Origin of the sequence: Streptomyces sp. CB01580 (genome assembly GCF_001905795.1) — a bacterium.
In the GTDB taxonomy this organism is placed as follows: Bacteria; Actinomycetota; Actinomycetes; order Streptomycetales; family Streptomycetaceae; genus Streptomyces.
Genome location: NZ_LIXJ01000002.1, coordinates 287803 through 311738 on the forward strand (window position 1 = coordinate 287803; position 23936 = coordinate 311738).

Annotated in this window: 24 protein-coding genes; 14 read left to right on the forward strand and 10 right to left on the reverse strand. The window is 72.1% G+C overall.

What is annotated here, in order from left to right; translation table 11 throughout:
• Positions 1-483 precede the first annotated feature (483 nt).
• The 6 genes from AMK22_RS03770 (at position 484) to AMK22_RS39390 (ending at position 7643) form a co-directional block, all read left to right on the forward strand.
• Entirely contained in the window at positions 484-2109 is a 1626-nt protein-coding gene (locus AMK22_RS03770) for a peptide ABC transporter substrate-binding protein (RefSeq protein ID WP_073781773.1), read from the forward strand.
• 70 nt (positions 2110-2179) lie between these two features.
• Positions 2180-3103, forward strand: a complete 924-nt coding sequence (locus tag AMK22_RS03775) for an ABC transporter permease (RefSeq protein WP_073781774.1) — start codon at positions 2180-2182, stop codon at positions 3101-3103.
• Positions 3096-4073 (forward strand): ABC transporter permease, encoded by a 978-nt coding sequence (locus tag AMK22_RS03780; protein WP_073781775.1) that lies wholly within the window; start codon positions 3096-3098, stop codon positions 4071-4073. The genes AMK22_RS03775 and AMK22_RS03780 overlap by 8 nt, the downstream gene beginning before the upstream one ends.
• Before the next feature lie 10 nt (positions 4074-4083).
• Positions 4084-5061 carry an ABC transporter ATP-binding protein gene (locus AMK22_RS03785; protein WP_073781776.1) on the forward strand — a complete coding sequence of 326 codons (978 nt, stop codon included), beginning with the start codon at positions 4084-4086 and terminating at the stop codon, positions 5059-5061.
• Positions 5051-6253, forward strand: a complete 1203-nt coding sequence (locus AMK22_RS03790; RefSeq protein ID WP_073781777.1) for an ABC transporter ATP-binding protein — start codon at positions 5051-5053, stop codon at positions 6251-6253. The genes AMK22_RS03785 and AMK22_RS03790 overlap by 11 nt, the downstream gene beginning before the upstream one ends.
• Before the next feature lie 262 nt (positions 6254-6515).
• On the forward strand, positions 6516-7643 hold the full coding sequence (locus AMK22_RS39390; RefSeq protein WP_073781778.1) for a hypothetical protein: 1128 nt from the start codon (positions 6516-6518) through the stop codon (positions 7641-7643).
• Between the two features lie 342 nt (positions 7644-7985).
• Here the strand turns inward: AMK22_RS39390 and AMK22_RS03800 are convergent, their stop codons facing one another.
• A complete protein-coding gene (locus tag AMK22_RS03800; protein ID WP_073781779.1) occupies positions 7986-10118 on the reverse strand; it encodes a S9 family peptidase in 2133 nt (710 codons plus the stop codon).
• Positions 10119-10302: 184 nt separating this feature from the next.
• Between AMK22_RS03800 and AMK22_RS03805 the strand changes: the two genes are divergently transcribed.
• The 5 genes from AMK22_RS03805 (at position 10303) to AMK22_RS03830 (ending at position 15103) form a co-directional block, all read left to right on the forward strand.
• Positions 10303-10497 (forward strand): hypothetical protein, encoded by a 195-nt coding sequence (locus AMK22_RS03805; RefSeq protein WP_073781780.1) that lies wholly within the window; start codon positions 10303-10305, stop codon positions 10495-10497.
• A 221-nt stretch (positions 10498-10718) separates the two neighbouring features.
• Positions 10719-11687, forward strand: coding sequence for an N-acetyl-1-D-myo-inositol-2-amino-2-deoxy-alpha-D-glucopyranoside deacetylase (mshB, locus tag AMK22_RS03810; protein WP_073781781.1), 969 nt, complete (start codon positions 10719-10721; stop codon positions 11685-11687).
• Complete coding sequence (locus AMK22_RS03815; RefSeq protein ID WP_073781782.1) at positions 11684-12130, forward strand: DUF6113 family protein; 447 nt, start codon at positions 11684-11686, stop codon at positions 12128-12130. The genes mshB and AMK22_RS03815 overlap by 4 nt, the downstream gene beginning before the upstream one ends.
• A 175-nt stretch (positions 12131-12305) precedes the next feature.
• Positions 12306-14360 carry a hypothetical protein gene (locus AMK22_RS03825; RefSeq protein ID WP_199883108.1) on the forward strand — a complete coding sequence of 685 codons (2055 nt, stop codon included), beginning with the start codon at positions 12306-12308 and terminating at the stop codon, positions 14358-14360.
• 443 nt (positions 14361-14803) lie between these two features.
• Positions 14804-15103, forward strand: coding sequence for a DUF397 domain-containing protein (locus tag AMK22_RS03830; RefSeq protein ID WP_338014132.1), 300 nt, complete (start codon positions 14804-14806; stop codon positions 15101-15103).
• A 121-nt stretch (positions 15104-15224) separates the two neighbouring features.
• Here the strand turns inward: AMK22_RS03830 and AMK22_RS03835 are convergent, their stop codons facing one another.
• From AMK22_RS03835 to AMK22_RS40540, 5 genes are all read right to left on the reverse strand, one after another.
• Entirely contained in the window at positions 15225-15953 is a 729-nt protein-coding gene (locus tag AMK22_RS03835; RefSeq protein ID WP_073781783.1) for a class F sortase, read from the reverse strand.
• Positions 15954-16111: 158 nt separating this feature from the next.
• Positions 16112-16219 carry an MYXO-CTERM sorting domain-containing protein gene (locus AMK22_RS40525; protein ID WP_242433820.1) on the reverse strand — a complete coding sequence of 36 codons (108 nt, stop codon included), beginning with the start codon at positions 16217-16219 and terminating at the stop codon, positions 16112-16114.
• Positions 16216-16431 (reverse strand): hypothetical protein, encoded by a 216-nt coding sequence (locus AMK22_RS40530; RefSeq protein ID WP_143203518.1) that lies wholly within the window; start codon positions 16429-16431, stop codon positions 16216-16218. Before AMK22_RS40530 ends, AMK22_RS40525 begins: the two co-directional genes overlap by 4 nt.
• Positions 16432-16446: 15 nt before the next feature.
• Positions 16447-16638 (reverse strand): hypothetical protein, encoded by a 192-nt coding sequence (locus AMK22_RS40535; protein ID WP_073781785.1) that lies wholly within the window; start codon positions 16636-16638, stop codon positions 16447-16449.
• 45 nt (positions 16639-16683) lie between these two features.
• Positions 16684-16917, reverse strand: a complete 234-nt coding sequence (locus AMK22_RS40540; RefSeq protein ID WP_073781786.1) for a hypothetical protein — start codon at positions 16915-16917, stop codon at positions 16684-16686.
• Between the two features lie 769 nt (positions 16918-17686).
• Here AMK22_RS40540 and AMK22_RS40545 point away from each other — a divergent pair.
• A complete protein-coding gene (locus AMK22_RS40545) occupies positions 17687-18001 on the forward strand; it encodes a hypothetical protein (RefSeq protein WP_242433821.1) in 315 nt (104 codons plus the stop codon).
• Between the two features lie 144 nt (positions 18002-18145).
• On the opposite strand, the gene AMK22_RS03860 is transcribed toward AMK22_RS40545, so the two are convergent.
• Together AMK22_RS03860 and AMK22_RS03865 are read right to left on the reverse strand one after the other, a co-directional pair.
• Positions 18146-19015, reverse strand: coding sequence for a transglutaminase-like domain-containing protein (locus AMK22_RS03860; RefSeq protein WP_073781788.1), 870 nt, complete (start codon positions 19013-19015; stop codon positions 18146-18148).
• A 16-nt stretch (positions 19016-19031) separates the two neighbouring features.
• A complete protein-coding gene (locus tag AMK22_RS03865; protein ID WP_073781789.1) occupies positions 19032-20117 on the reverse strand; it encodes a GNAT family N-acetyltransferase in 1086 nt (361 codons plus the stop codon).
• A gap of 117 nt (positions 20118-20234) precedes the next feature.
• Here AMK22_RS03865 and fdxA point away from each other — a divergent pair, with 117 nt between their 5' ends.
• Positions 20235-20555 (forward strand): ferredoxin, encoded by a 321-nt coding sequence (gene fdxA, locus AMK22_RS03870; RefSeq protein ID WP_018956287.1) that lies wholly within the window; start codon positions 20235-20237, stop codon positions 20553-20555.
• A 130-nt stretch (positions 20556-20685) separates the two neighbouring features.
• Positions 20686-21813: a succinyldiaminopimelate transaminase gene (dapC, locus tag AMK22_RS03875; protein WP_073781790.1), complete on the forward strand. Its 1128-nt coding sequence runs from the start codon at positions 20686-20688 to the stop codon at positions 21811-21813.
• Positions 21814-22007: 194 nt separating this feature from the next.
• On the opposite strand, the gene AMK22_RS03880 is transcribed toward dapC, so the two are convergent.
• Together AMK22_RS03880 and AMK22_RS03885 are read right to left on the reverse strand one after the other, a co-directional pair.
• Entirely contained in the window at positions 22008-22406 is a 399-nt protein-coding gene (locus AMK22_RS03880) for an ATP-binding protein (RefSeq protein ID WP_073781791.1), read from the reverse strand.
• Positions 22407-22693: 287 nt separating this feature from the next.
• The gene (locus AMK22_RS03885) at positions 22694-23671 is read right to left on the reverse strand and encodes a hypothetical protein (RefSeq protein ID WP_079185907.1); all 978 of its coding nucleotides are present in this window, start codon (positions 23669-23671) and stop codon (positions 22694-22696) included.
• Positions 23672-23936: the final 265 nt, after the last annotated feature.

Below are 23936 nucleotides of genomic sequence, written 5' to 3' on the forward strand. Positions count from 1 at the left end.
GCGTCACACTCTGGCAGTCAGGCCGCTGTTGCAGTACGGGACTTGAGTGACTGTCGAGGTTCGGTGGCCGGGCGCGGACGTGATCGTTTCTTTGTTGCGGGAAGGTGCCGGTCCGGTAACGCGCGCCCGTCCGGCGGTGTCTGTCCGTCGGTGGCGCGCCGTCCGGTGAGTGCCCGCTCGGTGCTGCGTGCGCGCTCGGTGGCGCATCTGTCGCGGCGGACCCGTGGACGCTTCCGGGCGGCGCCCCGGGAGGGGAAGGGGGCTCCCGCATGGCGTCGGGCCGTCAGATCGCCGTCCAGGGCCCCCTGGACCTCCGTCGGGCGGGGCTGCCCGGATCTCCGTCGGAGAGGTGACGGGTGCACACGTACGGCCGCGGACAAGGTGCATGGGTCGCGGGGGGAGGTGATATTCGACTGGAGGTGACACCGGGTGAGGGAGTGGTGACACGGAGCGATGCGACCGAGTACGAGGAGGAGGCACTCCATGCGCGGAGCCACACGGGCCGGGGGGATCGCCTGCTCGGTGGTCGTCGCCCTGACGGCGACGTCATGCGGAGGCGGCGAGGAGCTCCGCGGCGGTCCCGACGGAATCGTGAGGTCCTCCTGGGGCGACCCGCAGAACCCGCTGGAACCGGCGAACACCAACGAGGTGCAGGGCGGCAAGGTCCTCGACATGATCTTCCGTGGGCTCAAGCGCTACGACCCGAGGACCGGCGCCGCCACCGACATGCTCGCCGAGCGGATCGGGACCAGGGACAACCAGAACTTCACGGTCACCGTGAAGGACGGCTGGACGTTCAGCAACGGCGAGAAGGTCACCGCGAGGTCCTTCGTGGACGCCTGGAACTACGGCGCCCTGCTGAAGAACAACCAGAAGAACGCCTACTTCTTCGGCTACATCGACGGGTACGCCAAGGTCCACCCGGCCGCCGGCCCCGCCACCGCGAAGACGCTCTCCGGCCTCCGGGTCGTCGACGACCGCACCTTCACGGTCAGGCTGTCGCAGAAGTTCTCCCTCTGGCCCGACACCCTCGGCTACCCCGCCTTCGCCCCGCTGCCCCGGGCCTTCTTCACCGACCATGCCGGCTGGCTGGCCAAGCCCGTCGGCAACGGCCCGTACACCGTCGACTCGTACACCCAGGGCGCCGCCATGAGCCTGCGCAGATGGGACGCGTACCCCGGCCCCGACAAGGCGCGCAACGGCGGCATCGACCTCCAGGTCTACACCGACAGCAACACCGCCTACACCGACCTGATGGCCGGGAACCTCGACCTCGTCGACGACGTGCCCGCCGCACAGCTGAAGAACGTCGAGGCGGACCTCGGCCCCCGCTACATCAACACTCCGGCCGGCATCATCCAGACCCTCGCCTTCCCCTTCTACGACCGGAAATGGGCCGCACGGGAGGCCGCCAAGGTCCGTCAGGGCCTGTCCATGGCCATCAACCGGGAGCAGATCACCCACCAGATCTTCCGGGAGACCCGCACCCCCGCCTCCGACTGGACCTCCCCGGTCCTCGGCGCGCACGGCGGCTTCGAGGAAGGGCTGTGCGGCGCGCCCTGCGAGTTCGACGCCGCCCGGGCCAGGAAGCTGATCCAGGAGGGCGGCGGCATCCCGGGAGGCCGGCTCACGATCACGTACAACGCGGACACCGGTTCCCACAAGGAGTGGGTGGACGCCGTCTGCAACAGCATCAACCGGGTGATGGACGACAACAAGGCGTGCATCGGCACCCCGGTCGGCACGTTCGCCGACTTCCGCGGACAGGTGACCCGGCAGCGGCTCACCGGCGCCTGGCGGGCGGGCTGGCAGATGGACTACCCGCTGATCCAGAACTTCCTCCAGCCGTTGTACTACACCGACGCCTCGTCCAACGACGGCAAGTGGAGCAGCAAGAAGTTCGACGGCCTGGTCGACCGGGCCAACGCCGAGTCCGACCGGGCCGGGGCCGTCTCGACGTTCCAGGACGCGGAGAGGGTCCTGGCCGAGCAGATGCCCGTCATCCCGCTCTGGTACCAGAACGGCAGCGCGGGCTACTCGGAACGGGTGAGCCACGTGGCGCTGAACCAGTTCAGCGTCCCGGTGTACGAGGGGATCCGGGTCAAGTGACCCGCCGGGACCGGCATCCCGCCGAGCACCGTCGCCCCCGGCCACCGGGAACCACCCCCCGGGAGCCCTGATGGGACGCTATGTGATCCGGCGGCTGCTGCAGATGATCCCGGTCTTCTTCGGCACCACGCTGCTCATCTTCCTCATGGTGAACGTGATGGGCGACCCCGTCGCGGGCCTCTGCGGCGAGCGCAGGTGCGACCCGGCCACCGCCGCCCGGCTCCGTTCGGAGCTCGGCCTCGACAAGCCCGTGTGGCAGCAGTACGCGACGTACATGGGCAACGTCTTCACCGGCGACTTCGGCACCGCGTTCAACGGGCAGAAGGTCACCGAGCTGATGGCCAGGGCCTTCCCCGTCACGATCCGGCTCACCGCCGTCGCGATCGTCTTCGAGATCGTCATCGGCATCAGCCTCGGTGTCGTCACCGGACTGCGCCGCGGACGCCCCGTCGACACCACCGCCCTCGTCCTGACCCTGATCGTCATCTCCGTTCCGACGTTCGTCACCGGCCTGCTTCTGCAACTCCTCCTGGGCGTCGAATGGGGCGTCATCAAGCCCTCCGTCCCGCCGGGGGCGCCCGTCGACGCGCTCATCGTCCCCGGGCTCGTCCTCGCCTCGGTCTCCCTCGCGTACGTCACCCGGCTCACCCGGACCTCGATCGCGGAGAACGCCCGCGCCGACTACGTCCGCACCGCCGTCGCCAAGGGGCTTCCCCGGCGCCGCGTCGTCGTCCGGCACCTGCTGCGCAACTCGCTGATCCCCGTCGTCACGTTCATCGGCACGGACATCGGCGCCCTCATGGGCGGCGCGATCGTCACCGAACGGATCTTCAACATCCACGGCGTCGGCTACCAGCTCTACCAGGGCATCCTGCGCCAGAACTCCCAGACCGTCGTCGGTTTCGTCACCGTCCTGGTCCTCGTCTTCCTGACGGCCAACCTGCTTGTCGACCTGCTGTACGCCGTACTCGACCCGAGGATCCGCTATGCCTGAGCAGCAGACACCGGACGAGGCGATCTCACCGGGCGGCGCGGGCGGAGCGACGGGCCTCGCCCTGGAGGAGGGCACGACCCTCGAAAAGGCGCTCGGCGGCCCCGGGGGCACCGGACCCGCCGGGAAACCGCGCAGCCTGTGGTCCGACGCCCGGCGGGACCTGTGCCGCGACCCGGTCTTCCTCGTCTCCGCCCTGATCATCCTCTTCCTGGTGGTCATCTCGATCTGGCCGTCGCTGATCGCCGGCCAGGACCCCCTCGACTGCGACCTCGCCCGGGCCCAGGACGGCCCCCGCTCCGGGCACCCCTTCGGCTTCGACGGACAGGGCTGCGACGTCTACACCCGTACCGTCCACGGAGCCAGGAACTCGGTGACCGTCGGCATCTGCGCCACCCTCGGCGTCGCCCTGCTCGGCGGACTCCTCGGCGGTCTGGCGGGATACTTCGGCGGCTGGTGGGACGCCGTCCTCTCGCGCGTCACCGACGTCTTCTTCGGCATCCCCGTGGTCCTCGGCGGGCTGGTTTTCCTGTCCGTCGTCACCGGCTCCACCGTCTGGCCCGTGATCGGCTTCATCGTGCTGCTGGGCTGGCCGCAGATCGCCCGCATCGCCCGGGGCGCCGTGATCACCGTCAAACAGAACGACTACGTGCAGGCGGCCCGGGCGCTCGGCGCCTCCCACCCCCGGATGCTGCTGCGCCACATCGCCCCGAACGCCGTCGCGCCGGTGATCGTCGTCGCGGCCATCGCGCTCGGTACGTACATCGCGCTGGAGGCGACCCTGTCGTTCCTCGGCGTCGGGCTGAGGCCGCCCGCCGTCTCCTGGGGCATCGACCTCTCCGCCGCCTCCCCGTACATCCGCAACGCCCCGCACATGCTGCTCTGGCCCGCCGGGGCCTTGGCGGTCACGGTGCTCGCCTTCATCATGCTCGGCGACGCGGTGCGCGACGCCCTCGACCCCAAGCTGCGCTGAGGAGCCCGCCATGCTGCTCGAAGTGCGCGATCTGTACGTGGAGTTCCGCACCCGCGAAGGTGTCGCCAAAGCCGTCAACGGAGTCACCTGCGCCGTGGACGCGGGCGAGACGCTGGCCGTGCTCGGCGAGTCCGGCTCCGGCAAGTCCGTCACCGCCCAGGCAGTCATGGGCATCCTCGACACGCCCCCCGGACGGATCGGCGGTGGCGAGATCCTCTTCAAGGGCCGCGACCTGCTGAGGATGGGCAAGGAGGAGCGCAGGAGGATCCGCGGCCAGGAGATGGCCATGATCTTCCAGGACGCGCTCTCCTCCCTCAACCCCGTGCTCAGCGTGGGGGAACAACTCGGTGAGATGTTTGTCGTCCACCGGGGGATGTCCCGCAAGGACGCCCGGACGAAGGCCGTCGAGCTCATGGACCGGGTCCGCATCCCGGCGGCGGGGCAGCGCGTGCGCGACTACCCGCACCAGTTCTCCGGCGGCATGCGCCAGCGCATCATGATCGCCATGGCGCTGGCCCTGGAGCCCGACCTGATCATCGCGGACGAGCCCACCACCGCTCTCGACGTGACGGTCCAGGCACAGGTCATGGACCTGCTGGCGGAGCTCCGGAGCGAGTACGACATGGGCCTGATCCTGATCACCCACGACCTCGGTGTGGTCGCCGACGTCGCGGACCGGATCGCCGTGATGTACGCCGGCCGCATCGTCGAATCGGCCCCCGTCCACGACATCTACCGGGCCCCGGCCCACCCGTACACCAAGGGCCTGCTCCGGTCGATCCCGCGCCTGGACCAGAAGGGCCGGGAGCTGTACGCGATCAAGGGTCTGCCGCCCAACCTGTTGCGCGTCCCGCCCGGTTGCGCCTTCCATCCGCGCTGCCCGCTGGCCCGGGACGTCTGCCGGGGCGAGGTGCCACCGCTGTTCCAGGTGGCCGAGGACCGCGAGAGCGCCTGCTACTTCTGGGAGGAGGCGCTCGATGCGCGCTGATCACGCGACGCCCGCCGACCGGGGGAGCGGTCCGTCCCCGGGAAGCGCCCCTCTTGGGGTGAGCGACCGCGGCGAACCGATCCTCCAGGTCCGCGACCTGGTCAAGCACTATCCGCTGACCCGGGGCGTGCTGTTCAGGAAGCAGATCGGCGCGGTCAGGGCCGTCGACGGCGTCTCCTTCGACCTCGCGGCCGGGGAGACGCTCGGCATCGTGGGGGAGTCGGGCTGCGGCAAGTCGACCGTGGCCCGGATGCTGGTGCATCTGGAGCGCCCGACGGCCGGTGCGATCAGGTACAAGGGCGAGGACATCACCAGGCTGTCGGGGCGCGCCCTGAAGGCGGTGCGCCGCAACATCCAGATGGTGTTCCAGGACCCGTACACCTCGCTGAACCCGCGCATGACCGTCGGCGACATCATCGGGGAGCCGTACGAGATCCACCCCGAGGCGGCCCCGAAGGGCGACCGCCGCCGCAGGGTGCGGGAACTGCTGGACGTGGTGGGCCTGAACCCGGAGTACGTCAACCGCTACCCGCACCAGTTCTCCGGCGGTCAGCGCCAGCGCATCGGCATCGCCCGCGGACTGGCCCTGAACCCGGAGATCATCGTCGCCGACGAGCCCGTCTCCGCCCTCGACGTCTCCGTCCAGGCACAGGTCGTCAACCTGCTGGACCGGCTCCAGAGGGAGTTCGGGCTGAGCTACGTCTTCATCGCGCACGACCTGTCGATCGTCCGGCACATCTCCGACCGGGTGGTCGTGATGTACCTGGGCCGGATCGTGGAGACCGGCACCGACGAGCAGATCTACGACCACCCCACCCACCCGTACACCCAGGCGCTGCTGTCCGCTGTGCCGGTGCCGGACCCGGCGGTCCGCGCGCGGCGGGAGCGGATCATCCTGCACGGGGACATCCCCTCGCCCGCCGATCCGCCCTCCGGCTGCCGCTTCCGGACCCGTTGCTGGAAGGCGCGGGAGAGGTGCGCCAGGGAGGTGCCGCTGACGGCGGTCCCGGAGGTCTTCCGGGGGACGGACGGCCCGGCGGAGCACCCCTCGGCCTGCCACTTCGCGGAGGAGAAGCGAGTGGTGGCATCGGACGGACCGGACGGACCGGCTGGACCGGACGAGGAGGGCGGGGAGGGCGAGGAGGGCGGGGAGGACGGGACGCCGCCTTCCGGGAGCGGCCGGTCGGCCTGACCGCGAGGCGCACGGGCGGGACCCGGTGGCGGGGCCCGGTGGCGGGGTTCGGGGGCTCTTGCAACGCGTGGGCAACGCGGCCGTCGTGCCTCCGACACACGGCTGCGGCAGCATGGGCGGAGCACGGCCGTGCGGGTGCCATGGACCGGCCGGGGCGCCAACTCCCCCCGGCCGGTCGCCCGTTGATCGTCCGCTTGCCCGTTCGCGCAACACCCCGGCGATCCCCTTGCCCGGTGCCGGAGGACGGTGGAGTATCGCTCGGGTGATACTCACACGGGGGGCAAGGATCACGGGCGCCGTTCTCTGCGCCCTGCTCGCGCTGATCGTCGCGGGCTGGATCGTACGGGACCTGGGAGCGGTCGACGGACCGGGTCATTTGCTGCGGTACTGGACCGACTACGAGGACGCACGCCTGCCGGAGGTGCCCACCACCTCGATCGACGACCTGGTCCTGTTCGTGATGTATCTCGTCGTCGCCCTCACGGTCATGCGGGTCTCGGCGGCCGCCTCCGCGCTGGTCGCGACCGGGGTCCTCACGCTCGCCCTCCGGCTCCCGGGACTCTGGAACATCGGGACGTCCCCCATGGACGGCATGTACTCCGACGAGCTGCGCACCCGCGCTCTGGTCTGCGCCTTCGTGGTCATCGCGGTGGCGGTCGCGCTGATCATCACGGCGGGCGCGGGGCGCCGCCCGCCGGCCGACTTCTCCGAACAGGTCCCGATCCGGCCGGGTCAGGGCGCGGGCGTGCTCACCTTCCTGCTGCTGGGTGCCTCGGCGGCGACCATCGCCGCGTGGCAGATCCGGACGGTGGTGCGGTTTCCCGAGATCTTCTCCGACTGGTACCTGGGCGGGGAACAGGCCTCGCACGGGCTGATCGACCCCCCGCTGGGCTGGGCCGGTGCCGTCAACGCACTGCTCTGTCTGTTTGCGGGCGGGAGCGCGCTCGGCCGCGCCGCGTACGCCCGGCCGTTCGGCCTGATCGCGGCCGGGTTACTGCTGCCGGGCGCGGCGGGTGCGTTGATCCGCTCCCTGGACCAGGGCGTGCTGGGGCACTTCGGCGAACTGCCCACCGAGAGTCAACTCCTCGTGCTGAGCTGGACCTTCGAAGCGATCGCCGCTCTGGTCGTGCTCATCGCGCTGGCCGTCCGGGGCCCGGCCGGCCACCTCGCCCAGCCGTATCAGGGGTACGACCCGGGCTACGAGCAGGGCTACGGGTACGGCCCGGTCCCCGGCCCCGGAACCGGACCTGGACCTGTGCCCGGACAGGGCTACGGCTACCCCGGCTCCGGCCCGAGCCCGTTCGGGGCACCGCCCTCGCCCGACCGGCCGCCGCCGTTTCCTCCGCATCAGCCGCCGCCTCCGCCGTCCCAGCCGCCGCCGGGCTGGTGACGATCCGATGAAACATCGGAGGACGTCCGGTGAGGAGCCGGTGAAAGGCCGAAGGCGGGCCGGTGAAGGTTCGCAGGCGGGTCGGTGCGGGAGCGGTGAACGGCGAAACGGCCGCCGGGCACCCCGGCGGGGTGCCCGGCCCGGTTCGGACCTGTCGGGCGACCTCCGACCGGGCGGCCACGCCCCGGCGCGCACTCCCCCCAAGGCCGTAAGGGCCAGGGGGGACTCCCTCCGGCGTTGCCGGGATGTCCTGTTGGCTCCACTACGAGGACATTCCGACGCCTTGGAATCGCACGCGCCGTGCCGCGTCCGCCTTCCGGTCGAAGGCCATCCGTCAGACCCTCAGTCGCGCAGCCCCAACGACCGCTTCAGGAAGTCCACTTGGAGCAGCAGCAGGTTCTCCGCCACCTGTTCCTGCGGCGTCATGTGCGTCACCCCGCTGAGCGGCAGCACCTCGTGCGGGCGCCCCGCCGCCAGCAGCGCGGACGACAGCCTGAGCGAGTGCGCGACCACCACGTTGTCGTCCGCCAGACCGTGGACGATCATCATCGGACGTACCTGTTCCGCTGCCTTTGAGAGCCCCTCGTCCGTCAGCAGCGAGGTGTGCGCGTACACCTCCGGCTGCTCGGCCGGGTCACCGAGATAGCGCTCCGTGTAGTGGGTGTCGTAGAGCCGCAGATCGGTCACGGGTGCGCCGACCACCGCCGCGTGGAAGACGTCCGGCCGCCGCAGCACCGCGAGCGCCGACAGATATCCGCCGAACGACCAGCCGCGGATTGCAACCCTGCCGAGGTCCAGGGGGTAATTTTCGGCCAATGCGTGAAGCGCCTCGACCTGGTCGTCCAGGGTGAGCGCGAGATCGTCCTTGACGGCCTTCTCCCAGGCCGGTGAACGGCCCGGGGTGCCCCGTCCGTCCGCGACGACCACGGCGAAGCCCTGATCGGCGAACCACTGCGAGGTCAGGTGCGCATGGTGCGCGGCGAGCACCCGGCGGGCGTGCGGTCCGCCGTACGGATCCATCAGCACCGGAAGCGGACCATCCGATTCCTTGTAGTCCCGGGGGAGCAGCACGGCGCACGGAATCCGCCGTGCGCCCCCCTCGGTGAACTGCACCCGCGGCGAAAGCACCGGTTCCTGGGCGAAGTTCGCGATGGTGGCGATCCGCTTGCCGTCGCGGAGCACCTCGGCGCGCACCCCCGGCCACTGGAGCGACTGGGAGGCCAGCACCGTCACGTCGCCCGCGCGGACGGCCGAATGGACCCCGGCCTCTTCGGAGATCCGTTCGACGCCCAGCTCGTTGACCCGGTACACATGAGTCTCGCCGATCTCCGCTTCCGCAGCCTCCTCGCCCGCCGACGCCGACACCAGAATGTCCGAATCGCCGATGTCCAGGACCGCTCGGAGCTGCAACTGGGCGCCGGTCAGCAGTCGGTCGCCGACCGCGAGCACGCGTGCCCCGCCCTCGTCGGCGATCCGCACCAGGCGCCCGTCCGGTGCCCAGGCGGGTACCCCGGGGAAGATTTCCAGCCAAATCGGATCCTCGTCGACGTGCACCGTCCGCGTGGCGCCGGTCTCCGTGTCCACCGCGAGATGGAGCTGACTGCGCTGGTCACGGGCCTGCACCAGGAGCAGCGGAGCCCCCGCCGACGACCAGTGCACCTGGGCGAGGTACGGATAGTGCGCACGGTCCCAGACCACTTCGGTGCGGCCACCGTCCAGATCGGCCAGGAAGAGCCCCACCTCGGCGTTGGGCGTCCCCGCCGCCGGGTAGGCGACCTCGGCGGGCGTGCGGTCCGGGTGCGCGGGGTCGGCGATCCACCACCGCCGCACGGGGCTGTCGTCGACCCGGGCGACCAGCAGCCGGTCCGAGTCCGGCGACCACCAGAAGCCCCGCGAACGCTGCATCTCCTCGGCGGCGATGAACTCCGCCAGGCCGTACGTGACGTTCCCCGTCTCCGGTTCCGCCAGCGCCCGGTCCCCGTCGCCCTCGGCACCCACGACGCGCAGCGCGCCCTTGGCCACGTAGGCGATGTGCCGCCCGTCCGGCGAGGGGCGCGGGTCGATCACCGGGCCCGGTACCGGCAGCGCGCGCGCCGTGCCCGCCCGCAACTCCGCGACGTACACCTTCCCGGAGAGGGCGAACGCCGCCAACTCGGCCGCCGCGTCGACCGCGTAGCCGACGATCCCCGAGGAGCCCTCGCGGCTCCGCTCGCGCCGGGCGCGCTCCTGGGCCGACAGCCGTTCCGCGGAACCGCCCAGCAGGGCCTCGGGATCGGCGACGACCCGTTCCGTCGGAGTGCCGCCCTCGGGCAGGTCCAGCACCCACAGCCGGCCCGACCGTTCCGTTCCGGAACCTGACCGAAGAAAGACCACCCGCTTCCCGTCGGGTGAGATGGTGAACGCGCGCGGAGCGCCCAGACTGAAGCGCATGGTCCTGGCGTGCTGGCGAGGAAATGAGATCTGCTGCGAAGTCATGGCCCGAACCTAGTCCCCGATCCCCTGCCCAGTCCCCGATCCACCGTTCGTGCGCCCCTCGTGCTGCCGTGCCCCGATCAATGCGGTGGCACGGATAGTTATGATCCGTAGCGCTCGGTGGGTATGAACCCGCTGGCTCCACGTGTGCTGCCCGTCCCGACCGTACTGATGGAGGTGAACCGCCGTGGCACTCTCGATTTCGGCGGTGGTGCTGCTGGCGATCGTCGTCTTCCTGCTGATCCGGAAATCCGGACTGAAGGCCGGACATGCGGTGGTCTGCGCGCTTCTCGGTTTCTATCTCGCCAGCTCGTCCATCGCGCCCAGCATCGCGAACCTGACCACGAACGTGGCAGGGATGATCGGCAGTCTCAAGTTCTGAGGCACGGCCTCCGGGACGCGGGTTCCGGGGCACGGCGTCCGATCCCGAGACACGACTTCTGAGGCACGGTTCCGAGACAGCGGCTTCCGAGTACGGCCCATGAGGCACGGCTCGGCGGCGCGTCCCGGTTCGGCGGCACGGTGGTCCGACGGTACAGCGGTCCGACAGCCATGTGCAGGCGCGGTCGGCTCTCCAGGCGCTCGGCTCGTAGGGTGGTCCCCATGACGGACCACCCCGCCCGGCGCCTGCTTCTGGTGCACGCGCACCCCGACGACGAGTCGATCAACAACGGCGCCACCATGGCCAAGTACGTGGCCGAGGGCGCCCTGGTCACCCTGGTGACCTGCACGCTCGGCGAGGAGGGCGAGGTCATCCCGCCTGCCCTCGCCCATCTCGCGGCGGACCGGGACGACATCCTCGGCCCCCACCGCCGGGGCGAACTCTCCGCGGCCATGAAGGAACTCGGTGTCACCGACCACCGCTTCCTCGGCGGCCCCGGCCGCTACCGCGACTCCGGGATGATGGGCGCCGAGCAGAACGACCGCCCCGGCTCCTTCTGGTCCGCGGACGTGGACGAGGCCGCGGCCCACCTCGTGACGGTGATCCGCTCGGTGCGCCCCCAGGTCCTCGTCGCCTACGACCCCGACGGCGGCTACGGGCACCCCGACCACATCCAGGCGCACCGCGTCGCGATGCGCGCGGCGGAGCTGGCCGCCGACCCGGCCCACGACCCCGCGACCGCCCCGCACACCATCGCGAAGACCTACTGGAACCGGGTGCCGCGCCCGGTCGTCGAGGAGGGCTTCGCGCGGCTGCGCGAGACGGCACCGGACGCCTTCCCGGGCATCGCCGCCGTGGAGGACCTGCCGGGCGTGGTCGACGAGGCGGGGATCACCACGCGGATCGACGGCTCGGCCCACGCGGCGGCCAAGCGCGCGGCGATGCGCGCACACGCCACGCAGATCGTCGTGGACGGCGACTTCTTCGCCCTCTCCAACGGCCTCGGACAGCCCGTTCTCACCACCGAGTACTACGAGTTGGTGCGCGGTGTCCCCGGAGCCCCGCGGGGCGAGCGCGAGGACGACCTGTTCGCCGGCCTGCCGGACGCGGAGCAGGACGTACGTGCGGGCACGGAACCCGGAGCGGGCTCGGAAGCGGGCGCGGGCGCAGGGACGGGAGCGGGACGATGAGCGACGGCAGGCAGCGCGCCGCGCGCTCCGGGGCGCCTTCCCGGGACGTCCCGGCCACCGGACTGGCCGCGCCCCTCAACCCCGGCCGGATCGCCGGTTACGTGGGCCTCGCGGTCCTCGGCGCGCTCGTCGGGATCGCCGGTTCACTCGTCCAGGCGGCCTGGTTCCCCGGTGGGCTGCTGCTCGCCCTGGCGGCCTGTGCCGGGCTGTTCCACGGTGGGCGGCGTCTCCACGGCACCCAGCTCGGCGCCCTGGCCCCTGCGGCGGGCTGGCTGATTTCGATCGTGTTTCTGCTCGGCGGGCGGCCGGAGGGCGACTATGTCTTCGGCGACGCGGTGGGGCTTGCCCTCTTCCTGCTGGGCGGGATGGTCATCGCCGTGATCTGTGCCACCATGTCGCGGTCGCCCCATCCGGGAGCCGACAGCGGCCGACCTGGCAAGTAATGTGCCACGGCCGACCCCGTAATGCCCTTGGCCCGTCAGGGGGTCACGCGGTCGTTTCCCCCGGTCGAGGGGTGTCTGTCGGCGCTGGCCAGTATGGTGGTTCGCGCGCCGAGCCGTCCCCCGGCCCGCGGCAGGGGGGAAGTACGGGCGGCGGAGCCAATCGGGAGAACCTGCTTTGAGTCGTGAAACTGACAGTTCGTCCTCCGGGACCCAGGGGCGCGGAGGAGCCGCGTACCCCTCGGGGACGCCGCCGTACGGATCCCGCCAGTATCCGTCGCCGCACCCCTCGCAGGACGCCCAGGACGGGGCTCCGGAGTCCGCGGACCGGAAGCGGCCCGAGGAGCCGCGGACCGAGACGACGCTGACGACGCGTATCCGGATCAACATTCCGGGCTCGCGTCCCATCCCGCCCGTCGTGATGCGCACGCCCGTGAACGAAGGCGACGCCGCCGACATGGAGCGCACCAGCAGCATCCCGCGCCCCGGTTCGCCCGCGGCGGACGTGCCGGACGCCGTGCCCGACGCCGAAGCGGCGTCCGCCGCCACGCCCTCGGAACCGGCCTCTGACAGGCCGGCCGGCAGGGAGAAGAGCAGCAGCGACTGGTTCGCCCCGCGCAAGCCGCCCGTGAACACCTCGGTCACCGGCCCGAAGACCCCGGTCGCCGGTGGCACGCCAGGCGCCCCGGCCGGTGGCGGTGCCGCGACCGGTGCCCCGACGAGCGGCGCGGACGCCCGGGAGGGGGCCGCGGCCACCCCGCCCCGTGTCGAGCCGCCGTACTTCTCCGACGGTCCGCAGCACACCCCCGCCCCCGAGGCGCCCCGCTCCGGCGGCAGCGCGCTCGACGAGTTCGGTGTCCGGGCTCCCGAGGGCCCGGCGGCGGGCCCGGTCGGCCTCACCGCGGGACCGGCCGGCGGCGCCTCACCCCTGAGCCCGAACACCGCCACGAGCACCGGCTCCGGTGGCGGCGCGGTGCCGCGACTGTCCGACGACACGGCGGAACTGACGCCCCAGTTCGCCGCCGCGGTGCGTGCCGGATCCGACGGCAACGTCTCCGGTGACACACTCACCAGCGGCATTCCGGTCATCACGCCGGAGCCGCGCCCGGCGTCCTCGTTCCCGAGCGCGGGCGGGCCCGGTGGGCTCTCCGCCCGGCGCGCCGACGCGGCGCCCCGGGTCGAGGACGGGGCGATGGGCACGGGTCCGCTGGGCTCGGGCGGCTCCGCCGCCCCGACGCCCGTTCCCCCCGCCGGTTCCGCCCCGGCGTCCGCGCCCGCGAAGAAGAAGGGCCGCTCCAAGCTGGTGCTGCTCGGCGCGGGCGTCGTCGGTCTGGCCGCCGTCGCGTACGGCGCCGGGCTGCTGATGAACCACTCCGACGTCCCGAAGGGCACCACCGTCCTCGGCGTGGACATCGGCGGCGGCACCAAGGAGGAGGCCGTCGCGAAGCTGGACGCCGCCCTCGGCAAGCGTGCCGTGGCGCCCCTCCAGCTTTCCGTGGACGGCAAGAAGACCGAACTCGTGCCGGACAAGGCCGGACTCGCCCTGGACAGCCAGGAGACCGTGCGCGCCGCCGCCGGCAGCGACTACAACCCGATGTCCGTCATCGGTTCCCTCTTCGGTCAGAAGCGCGTCGTCGACCCGGTGATCCCGGTCGACGAGGAGAAGCTGGGTGTCGCGCTGACGGACCTGGCGGGCGTCTCCGGCTCGGCGAGCGACGGCACGATCAAGTTCGAGCCCAACAAGGCCATCGCCGTACCCGGCAAGGCGGGCAAGGGTCTGGACGTCAACCAGTCGATGATCTCGGTGCGCGACGCGTACCGGGCCCAGGTGCAGACCGGCAAGGCGTCCACGATCCAACTGCCCGTCACCAGCCGTGAACCCACCATCACCCAGGCCGAACTGGACCGGGCGATGAAGGAGTTCGCGCAGCCCGCGATGTCCGGCCTGATCACGATCAAGGCAGGGCCGAAGCAGATCCAGTTCGGCCCCGCCAAGTCGCTGCCGCAGATCCTCTCGATGGTGCCGGTGGACGGAAGGCTGGTCCAGCATTACGACAAGAAGGCCATCGACACCCTGTGCGACGGCGTCTTCGACGGCATCCTGATCACCAAGGGCGACGGCAAGAAGCACCAGCTGAACGCCGACGACGTGGCGGCGGCCATGCAGAGTGCGCTGCTCGGCAAGACCCCCGCCGAGCGCACCGCCACGATCGGCCTCGACGGCAACGGCTGACCGTCCCCCGCCCCGGCGGCTCGTGTACGCCCCGGGAGACCACACCCGCACCCGCCCCCCCGTCCGGACCCCCGGCCGGGGGGGCGGGTCCCGTATCCGCCGTCATGTGTCCGGCATGACGTGCCGAGCCGCGCGAGGCACGCGAGGCACGCGCGACGGTCGCCCGACTCGCCGCCGGCGAGGAACGGTCGAGGCTCGCCCGGGATCTGCACGACCTGCTCGTTGCTGGGGCCGAAGGAGTGCTTCCGTCCAGCTGTTCCGGACCCGTGGCGCAGTGTCGAGCAGTGGATCGGCTCGGAACTTCCGGCGGACCCGGAGGCAGTGCCGCGGCACACGCTGTATGGGTCGCAGAGTACGTACCGCAGAAGGCCGCCGGGCCGGTGGATGATCCGGTCCATCCCCGGCAGGCTGCGGCGGGCCGCCGCGCGTACGTCGTCGGCCGTGTGCTCCATGTCCAGCCACTGCGAGGCGAGCGCGGCGAGCTGGGGGAGCATGCCGCGCGGGACGTTCCGCAGCGCAGTAAGCACATCGTCCCGGACGCCCCGTCCCTGCCCGCGTGGCGCAAGTCTTCGTACAGCGGTGGCACCAGCGGTGACTGCCTTGAAGTGAACGATGGCTGCGCTGCCTGTGTCCCTGTGCGGGACAGCAAGAACCCGCATGGTCCGGCTGTCGTTTTCTCGGCTTCGGCGTGGACGCCCTTCGTCGCGGCGGTCAGGCGCGACGGCGGCGGTCTGCGGTACTGACGACGATGTGATGCACGGCGGTGGCGGTCAACTGTCGCCGTACGCAAGGGCCCCGCCCGGTCCTCGTACGCCTTTCCGGGGTGTACGGGGCCGGGCGGGAGTCGTCGAGGGCCCGCGGCCGTCAGCCCTTCTTGGACGAGTCGAGGTGGGCGAACACCACCACGTTGTCCTCGTAGTCCTTGGCCTTCTTGTTGTACACGCCGCCGCAGGTGATCAGGCGGAGCTGGGCGGAGGGGGTGTCGCCGTAGACCCGGTCGTCCGGGAACTTCGCCTTCTTGAACGTCTCGACGGAGTCCACCTTGAACGTGGCCACGGACTTGTCGGCGCGGGTGATGTCGACCGTGGACCCCGGCTTGAGGAACCGGAGCTGGAGGAAGACGGCGGGTCCGGTTTTCGTGTCGACATGACCCGCCACGATCGCGGTACCGCGTTCGCCGGGCGTGACGCCGTCCTTGAACCAGCCGACCAGGTTGCTGTCGTTCGGGGGTGGCGCGTTCAGCCGGCGGTCGGTGCCGAGGGCCAGTTCGGTGAACGGCGCGTTGACCGCGAGGGACGGGACGCGCAGCCGCGTCGGGACCGAGCGCAGCATGGCCGGGCCGTCGCCCTGGGGAGCGGGGAGCGGCGGCGCGTGCGAGCCGAGCACTTCCTCGGGCGGGGCCGGCATCGCGGGCGCCATGGCGGCGGTGGGAGGGGGCGGCACCTTGCCGTCGGCCACGTCGCCGAAGGAGTTGTAGATCATGATCGCGCCGAGCCCGGCCGCCATGGCGGGCCACAGCAGGTGGTGGTGGCGTGATCGGGAGGCGTGGGCCTTGCGGCCGGGGGCGGAACCGGGTGGCTGCGGGGCGGACATGGGAGTGCGCCTTTCGCTTGCAAGGAGCGGGGGCGGGGAACGGGGCCGAGTGGAGGGGGCGGAAACGAAGTCGCCGCGGCCGTCGCCCCGAGGGGCGACGGCCGCGACAACATGAGCGACCGATTGACGGGTAGTGGGTCGGGCCGTGGCCAACCCGGTCAGACGACCGCGTCACCCGCCGACCGACGACGGCGCAGCTTGTACGCGCCGACGCCGAGGCCGCCGAGCAGCAGCGCCGAACCGGCGGCCAGGCTGCTGCCGGTCATCGCCGTCCCGCCGCCACCGGTGTTGACGCCACCGCGCGGACGGCCCTCGTCGTCACCACGCCCGGAGTCGTCGCCGCCTCGGCCGCCTTCGTCACTGCCGCGACCGCCTTCGTCGCCGCCTCGGCCACCCTCGTCGCCGCCGCGACCGCCTTCGTCGCCGCCTCGGCCACCTTCGTCACTGCCGCGACCGCCTTCGTCGCCGCCTCGGCCACCCTCGTCCTCGGTGGTCACCTGGGCCATGAAGCCGCCACCGGTGTCCATGCCACCGCGGGGCTTGCCGCCTTCGTCGCCGCCTCGGCCGCCTTCGTCGCCGCCTCGGCCGCCTTCGTCGCCGCCGCGACCGCCTTCGTCGCCGCCTCGGCCACCTTCGTCACCGCCTCGGCCGCCTTCGTCGCCGCCTCGGCCACCTTCGTCACCACCGCGACCGCCTTCGTCGCCGCCTCGACCGCCCCCGTCCTCGGTGGTCACCTGGGCCATGAAGCCGCCACCGGTGTTGACGCCGCCCTGCGGACGGCCCTCGTCGTCGCCGCGTCCGTTGTCGTCGCCTCCTCGACCACCCTCGTCGCCACCGCGACCGCCTTCGTCACCGCCGCGACCGCCTTCGTCGTCGCCTCGGCCACCTTCGTCGCCGCCTCGGCCACCTTCGTCACCGCCGCGACCGCCGCGGTCGCCATTGTCGTCGTCCCCGCGACCGCCATGGTCGGAGCCGTGTCCTTTGTGCTCGTCGCCGCGCGAGGACGAGGAGCCGGGCGCCTGTGCCGTGTCCCCCGCCGTGGTCACGGCGTAGGCGGAGGGACCGGTGATGGCGAAGGCCGCCGTGACAGCGGCCGTAGCGAACAGTGTGCGGGCAGAGCGCATCTGAACACATTCCTTCCAGTCGCGACTGCGAAGAGTGACGGGGTGCCGACTCGGTGTGGAGCAGTGGCGACGTGATCCACCGTCAGCCCTAATGCGGTCGCGCGCCATCGGGGAGCGCCGCATTCGAGCGACGTCATGGGCTCATCGGGTGGCGAAGCGCCGATAATCACCCGTTGGATTGCATGCGGCGCGTCGAGAGGTTTGAGCGGCGGCCTTCCACCCGTTTGCCGAGGGTCGACGTGTCCCGGTCGGATGGTCGCGGCCGTGTCGGATGACTCGGTGTCAGGTGTCGACTCCGTGGTCGGCAGCGGCTGTTGGGGGCTGCCCATCGGTTTGGTGGGCGGCCGGCGAGGGCGCGGGGCGGGCGGTGTCCCGGTGGGTTTCGTCGTGAGGCCCGTCCGTGGCTCCACCTGGCGGCGTACGCGGACCGGGGAGACGCACCGAATCCGGGTCGCTCGTCCTCCGTCGCCTCTGCGCGGCCGAGCCCCTCCGCGAACGAGGTCAGCGGGTCCACACCGGCCCGGGGGGAAGGGTGGGCCCCTCTTGGAAGGTCGAATTCCGTTTGAGTCGGGTCAGGCATGCCTAAGTAGCTTGTTTCGGAGGTGGACCATGTCCGCTGCCTTCCAGGTGCCCTCGGCGCCGTCCCGGCGCACCGCCCTGCGCGGCATCGGCGCCGGCGCCTTCACGCCGGCCGGGCCGGTGAAGCGGATCGCCACCGCGATCATCCCGTCGCCGTCGGTGATCGACGCCGTGGACGGCTCGTACGACCGCATCGTCGGCATCAGCGAGTCCACGCTCCAGGCCCCGAGCCGGGCGCCATGCAGCTCCTGTTCGGCCTGCTCCGCTGGACCGGCACCACGACCCCGGCGCACCGGACCTGACCACCTGGCCCCGCCCCGCTCCGCCCCGGCGCACCGGACCTGACCACCTGCCCCGCCCCGTTCCGCCCCCTTGGCCCGGGGCGAGCGGTGGGACGGGCGGGTCGGCGTGCGGGTCGGTGTGCGGTCCGACGTCCCGGCCGGGGAGGCGCGGGGGAGGGAGGCACGGCGGGTGCGGGCGAAACAGCCCTCAGTTCAGCAACGCCCTTGCCGCCCGCGCCCGTTGGCGGATCGCCTGGGCCGCCTCGGGCTCGATCCCGGCGACCACGTCCGCGTACTCCTCCATCTCCGCCGCCCCGCGCAGGAACTGCCCGCTCTGCACGAGCAGTTGCGCGCGCTCGTAACGCAGCCGGGCCGGATGCGAGGGCAGCAGCAGGGAGAGGTCCACCGCCCACAGCGCCGCGTCCGTGTGCTCCGGGCGGGCCGCCGCCCACGCCCTGATGTTGTTCAGGATCCGCAGCACGATCTCCAGCGGCCGGGCCGGGGTCAGCATCGACTCCTCCAACGGCGCCCCCGTCGTCCCGGCCACCAGCAGCTCCGCGTCCTGCCCGGTCAGTGGACGGCCGCCCTCGAAGGGGTCGGCCAGTACGCGCTGCGACGGATCGCCGAACCCGACCACGAAATGACCCGGAAGCGCCACTCCGTACACCGGGCCGCCCGCCCGCCGGGCCACCTCGATCCAGACCACCGACAGCAGGATCGGCAGCCCGCGCCGCCGTCGCAGCACCTCGTGGAGCAGCGACGACTCCAGCCGCCGGTAGTCCGCCGACGAGCCCGCGAAACCGCACCGCTCGCCGAGCAGTTCCGCCAGCGCCGAGGCCCATGCCCGGGCGTCCCGCAGCCCGTACGGGAGCCGCCCCGCCAGCTCGTCCAGCTCGATCTGCGCCATGTCGATCCCGGTCGCGCTCAGGGCGGGGTCGGCCACGGCGGCCAGCAACAGGCAGAGCTCGGCCAGGTCCGGCCGTTCGGCGCGCGCCTCGGCGGCGAACCGCCGGAACAGCTCGTCCCGGCGGTCCGGGTCGTCGGGCCGCCCGTGCGGACCGGGCCGGTGAGCGTTCATCGGACTCCTCGCCCCGTCATGCCGACCGGAAGTGGTGGTACCGGTGGTGCACCGCGAACCCCATGCCGTCATACAGCGCCCGAGCGGCCTCGTTGTCCGACTCCACCTGGAGCCACGCCGCCGAGGCGCCCTCGTCCAGCGCCCGGCGGGCCAGCGCGGTCATCACGGCGGTGGCGAGCCCCCGGCGCCGGTGCGCGGGGTCCACCTCCACGGCCATGAACCCGGCCCACCGCCCGTCCACCACGCACCGCCCGATCGCCGCAGGAGCTCCGGCTGCCCCGGCCGCGGTTTCGGCACCTCCGCCCGCGTCGCCGGCTGCCCCGGCCGAGGTTTCGGCACCTCCGTCCGCGTCGCCGGCCGCTACGGACGCGAACCACACCGAAGGGCCGCCGCGCAGCACCTCCAGGACATGCGGTCCCGGGCGTCCCGGGGTCTCGAAGCGCTGGTAGCGGGAGAGCCACGCCTCGTCGAGGTCCCGGCTCAGCCGCACCCGCGTCACGTCCGCGTCGAGATCGGCGACCGGCGCCAGCGCGCCGACCCGTACCTCCGTCGTCGCCTCGCGCCGCCAGCCGCGCTCCTCCAGGGCCGCGCCGAGCCGTTCCTGGGTGCCCTCGGCACCGGTCGCGACCTGGACGTACGCGGGCAGTCCGCGCTCGCCGTACCACCGCTCGACGTACCGGAGCGCCTCGTCGAGCGGAACGCCGGGATCACCGAGCGGCAGCACGGAGTTGGCGCGCCGGGTGAACCCTTGCGCGGCCCGCAGCCGCCAGTCGCCCAGGGCCTCGCTCTCCACCGGGGGCCAGGCCCGGGCACAGACCCGCGCCAGTTCCTCGAAGGAGGCCGCGGGGACACCGCGCCGACGTGCCGGGGCGGCGGGGACGACCTTGCCCGCGACGAGATCCGATTCCGCGATGCGGACGGACTCACCGTTCTTCGTTGTGATCGACAGCACACCGTGTTCCCATGATGTGAGAACACCTACCGTGTCCGTGAACTTCGGGCTCTGCGCCCCCTGCGCCGAAGTGCGCCGGACTGATACCCGTTTGCCCACGTCAATCGGCGCAATTCGGACTTCGAGTCGTCCGCCGACGGTGAATTCCACAGCTCTGCCCGCCCCTCCTGTTCGGTTCGTGCCCGGGAACGGAGATACTAGGGGTGGGCATCGACGACGCCGCGCTCCCGCGCGAGAGCCAACGCCCTACCGAGGAGGAACGACAGCGTGACCTACGTCATCGCGCAGCCTTGTGTCGACGTGAAGGACAAGGCCTGCATCGAAGAGTGCCCCGTCGACTGCATCTACGAGGGCCAGCGGTCCTTGTACATCCACCCGGACGAATGTGTCGACTGCGGAGCCTGTGAGCCGGTGTGCCCGGTCGAGGCGATCTTCTACGAGGACGACACCCCGGAGGAGTGGAAGGACTACTACAAGGCGAACGTCGAGTTCTTCGACGACCTCGGGTCGCCGGGTGGTGCCTCCAAGCTGGGCCTGATCGAGCGCGACCACGCGTTCATCGCCGCGCTCCCGCCGCAGAACCAGTAATCGGCGGGCCGCACGTGCGTCGCCCGGTCCCGTACGGCTCGTCCCGTACGGGACCGAGGTGTTTTCGCGCCCCGGCGGTCGCAGCGGTTCCCGTGGGCTTCAGCGGCCCCCGTACGAGAAAGCAGAGATCGTGTCCGCAGGCTCCACCCGCACCCCCCGTTCCTCCCTCTCCTCCCGTCTCCCGGCCTTCCCCTGGGACAAGCTCGCGCCCTACAAGTCGACGGCCTCCGCACACCCGGACGGCATCGTGGACCTGTCGGTCGGCACGCCCGTCGACCCGGTGCCCGAGCTGATCCGGCGAGCGCTCGTCGACGCCGCGGACAGCCCCGGCTATCCGACGGTGTGGGGGACCACCGAACTGCGTGACGCGATCACCGGCTGGGTGGGGCGGCGGCTCGGCGCGGTCGGGGTGACGCACGAGAACGTGCTGCCGGTCGTCGGTTCCAAGGAACTGGTGGCCTGGCTGCCCACCCAGCTCGGTCTCGGCGCGGGCGACAAGGTCGCCTACCCGCGCCTGGCCTACCCGACGTACGAGGTGGGCGCCCGGCTCTGCGGCGCCGAGCCCGTCGCCTACGACGACCCCACGGAGCTGGACCCGGCCGGGCTGAGGCTGCTCTGGCTCAACTCCCCGTCCAACCCGACCGGCCGCGTCCTGACCAAGGACGAGCTGACCCGGATCGTCGCGTGGGCGCGCGAGCACGACGTCCTGGTCTTCAGCGACGAGTGCTACCTGGAACTGGGCTGGGAGGCCGAGCCCGTCTCCGTACTGCACCCGGACGTGTGCGGCGGTACGTACGAGGGCCTGGTCGCCGTCCACTCGCTCTCCAAGCGCTCCAACCTGGCCGGATACCGCGCGGCGTTCGTCGCGGGCGACGCGTCCGTGCTCGGCGAGCTGCTGCTGATCCGCAAGCACGGCGGAATGATGACCCCGGCCCCCGTCCAGGCGGCGGAGGCCGTGGCCCTCGGTGACGACAAGCACGTCGCCGAGCAGCGCGCCCGGTACGCGGAGCGGCGCGCCGCCCTGCGCACCGCGCTGGAGGCCCACGGCTTCCGGATCGAGCACAGCGAGGCGAGCCTCTACCTGTGGGCGACGCGGGACGAACCCTGCTGGGACACCGTGGCGTACCTGGCGGAGCTCGGCATCCTGGTGGCGCCGGGGGACTTCTACGGGCCGGCCGGCGACCGCTTCGTGCGGGTGGCGTTCACGGCGACGGACGAGCGGGTGGCCGCCGCGGTCAAGCGGCTGACCCACGGCTGACCCACGGCCGGACCCACGGCCGGACCCACGGCCGGGCCCGCGACCGGGCCGCGGGCCGCCCGGCAGGGCTCAGGGCTCGGGGAGCGCGCGCGAGGGGCCGCGGGAGTGCACGTACGCCGTGACTCCCGCGGCCCCTCGCGTGTGAGGTGACGACGGACCGGATCGGTCGACGCGACCGGATTCGGCCGGTCGAGTCAGCCGATCGGCAGGCCCGTGGTGGGCAGGCCGCCCTTGGTCGCGGAGCCCGCGGTGCCGCCGAGGACCTCGCCCGCGGTGCCCGCCGCACCACCGGCGGTCTTCTGCACGGTCGGGACGGTCTCGGAGCCCGCCTTGTCGACGGTCTTGCCCGCGGCCGGGAGGGTCGTGCCGACGATCTTGCCGCCGGTCTCCTTCGCCGTCTTGGTGCCCTGCTTCGACGCGCCGTCGACGGTCTTGCCGAGGCCGGAGCCGTCGACGGAGGTCAGGCCGCCGAGGTCCGGCGTCTGCGGGAGCGGCGCGGCACCCGCGGCTCCGGCCGCGCCGATCACGGGGGCGGCGCCCGCGGCGAGCAGCAGAGCGGCACGGGTGATCCGGCGGGTCAGGGGGAGGGACATGATGCTCCTTCGACGGAGTGAGGAATCTGTCTGTCCGTTGATCGGACGCAATGACAACCGTCATGGGGGCGGGAGAGGTTGCGGTGCGCCGAGGTAAAGAATCGGTAACGTGCCACGGTCCCCATGCCGGGGAGGCATGGGTGGATCCCCTGTTCCCCGTCGGGCTGACGTCCAGTCACTTCCCTTTGCTGGCAGGGTGATTCGGGGTGTCGCGGGCAGCCGGGAAAGGGTGGGCGCGGGGTGACGTCACGAGCCGGCCGGACGACACCTCCGGGTGACCGCCCGTACTAGCGCGCGAGCTTTATCCGGACCCTCTCCGTGTTCGATTCCCTGCCGCCGTCCTTGTCGCCGTCGGAGCCCCCGTGCTCCGTCCGCCAGCCCGCCCCGGCCTTCCACACCCGGTCCGCGTACGTGACCTCGTCCAGGCCGAGTGACGCGGACTGCGCGACCGCCCAGTGCGCCAGCTCCCAGCCGCGCCGCGTCGCGTCGTCCTCCCCGGCGTCGGGGGCCGTTCGCACCGGTACCGCGATCGTGCTCGTCGAGGGCGCGCCGCCCGCGCCCGGCGTGTCCTTCGCCGACGGCTGCGCCGAGGGCAGCACGTCCTTGCCGAAGGCGCGTACCAGCTCCGTCCGCACCTTCGTGGCGTCGGAGGCCGTGGCCGTCGTCCGCGGCGGATTGCAGTTCAGCGTGGCCGGTGCACGGCCGGTCAGGGCCGCCGACAGCAGCGCGGCGTCCGGCTCGTGCTTCGCGTACGCCTGCGGGAAGCCGCTGCGCTGGACCCGCTGCGCGGCGACCGTCAGCGGCAGCCGCGAATAGCCGGGGACCTCGGCCAGATGCCGGTAGAACTCGCCCGCGGAGTAGACCGGGTCCATGATCTGCTGCTCGGTGCCCCAGCCCTGCGAGGGCCGTTGCTGGAACAGTCCCAGCGAATCCCGGTCGCCGTGCTCGATGTTGCGCAGGGCGGACTCCTGCAACGCGGTCGCCAGCGCGATCGTCACCGCGCGCTCGGGCATGCCCCGCGAGGTGCCGACGGCGGAGATCGTCGCCGCGTTCGAGGCCTGCTCCGTGCTCAGCCGGTACGTGCGGCTCTCGCCGGTCGAGCCGTCGGTGGACTCCACGGTGCACCCTTGGGCGACCGTTCTGCCGGTGATGTACTGGATGAGCACGTAGCCGCCCAGGGCGGCGAGCACGACGAGAGCGGCCACGATACGGAAGAGACGGCCGAGGCCGGTGCGGCGGCGGGCTGGGGTGAGGGTCCGGGACACGGGGCCACCGTACTGGAGTACCTGTCCGGGACCGAGGGCCCCAGGGATCGTTCGCCGAGCGGGCAGGAGAGACGCCGGATCGGCCCACCGGACAAGTGGGACGGCCCGAACAAGCAGGACAGGAGGGGCAGGAGGGGCAGGCCGGACAGGCCGAACGGGCCGAACGAGGTGAGACAGGCCGGACAGGCCGAACGGGCAGCACGGCCGAACGGGGCCCGAGGCCCGGACGGGCACAGGGCCGGGGCTGCCGGGCGTGGTCGCTATG

What these genes read in the sequence shown, in the direction of transcription:
- AMK22_RS40540 (WP_073781786.1), bottom strand. Translation starts at nt 16,917, where the DNA reads ATGGCGGTCGCGGGGACGACGACAATGGCGACCGCGGCGGTCGCGGCG.
- AMK22_RS03835 (WP_073781783.1), bottom strand. Translation starts at nt 15,953, where the DNA reads ATGTCCGCCCCGCAGCCACCCGGTTCCGCCCCCGGCCGCAAGGCCCAC.
- AMK22_RS40545 (WP_242433821.1), top strand. Translation starts at nt 17,687, where the DNA reads ATGTCCGCTGCCTTCCAGGTGCCCTCGGCGCCGTCCCGGCGCACCGCC.
- AMK22_RS03880 (WP_073781791.1), bottom strand. Translation starts at nt 22,406, where the DNA reads ATGTCCCTCCCCCTGACCCGCCGGATCACCCGTGCCGCTCTGCTGCTC.
- AMK22_RS03860 (WP_073781788.1), bottom strand. Translation starts at nt 19,015, where the DNA reads ATGAACGCTCACCGGCCCGGTCCGCACGGGCGGCCCGACGACCCGGAC.
- AMK22_RS03775 (WP_073781774.1), top strand. Translation starts at nt 2,180, where the DNA reads ATGGGACGCTATGTGATCCGGCGGCTGCTGCAGATGATCCCGGTCTTC.
- AMK22_RS40525 (WP_242433820.1), bottom strand. Translation starts at nt 16,219, where the DNA reads ATGACCGGCAGCAGCCTGGCCGCCGGTTCGGCGCTGCTGCTCGGCGGC.
- mshB (WP_073781781.1), top strand. Translation starts at nt 10,719, where the DNA reads ATGACGGACCACCCCGCCCGGCGCCTGCTTCTGGTGCACGCGCACCCC.
- AMK22_RS03785 (WP_073781776.1), top strand. Translation starts at nt 4,084, where the DNA reads ATGCTGCTCGAAGTGCGCGATCTGTACGTGGAGTTCCGCACCCGCGAA.
- AMK22_RS03815 (WP_073781782.1), top strand. Translation starts at nt 11,684, where the DNA reads ATGAGCGACGGCAGGCAGCGCGCCGCGCGCTCCGGGGCGCCTTCCCGG.
- AMK22_RS03780 (WP_073781775.1), top strand. Translation starts at nt 3,096, where the DNA reads ATGCCTGAGCAGCAGACACCGGACGAGGCGATCTCACCGGGCGGCGCG.
- AMK22_RS03800 (WP_073781779.1), bottom strand. Translation starts at nt 10,118, where the DNA reads ATGACTTCGCAGCAGATCTCATTTCCTCGCCAGCACGCCAGGACCATG.
- AMK22_RS03770 (WP_073781773.1), top strand. Translation starts at nt 484, where the DNA reads ATGCGCGGAGCCACACGGGCCGGGGGGATCGCCTGCTCGGTGGTCGTC.
- AMK22_RS03790 (WP_073781777.1), top strand. Translation starts at nt 5,051, where the DNA reads ATGCGCGCTGATCACGCGACGCCCGCCGACCGGGGGAGCGGTCCGTCC.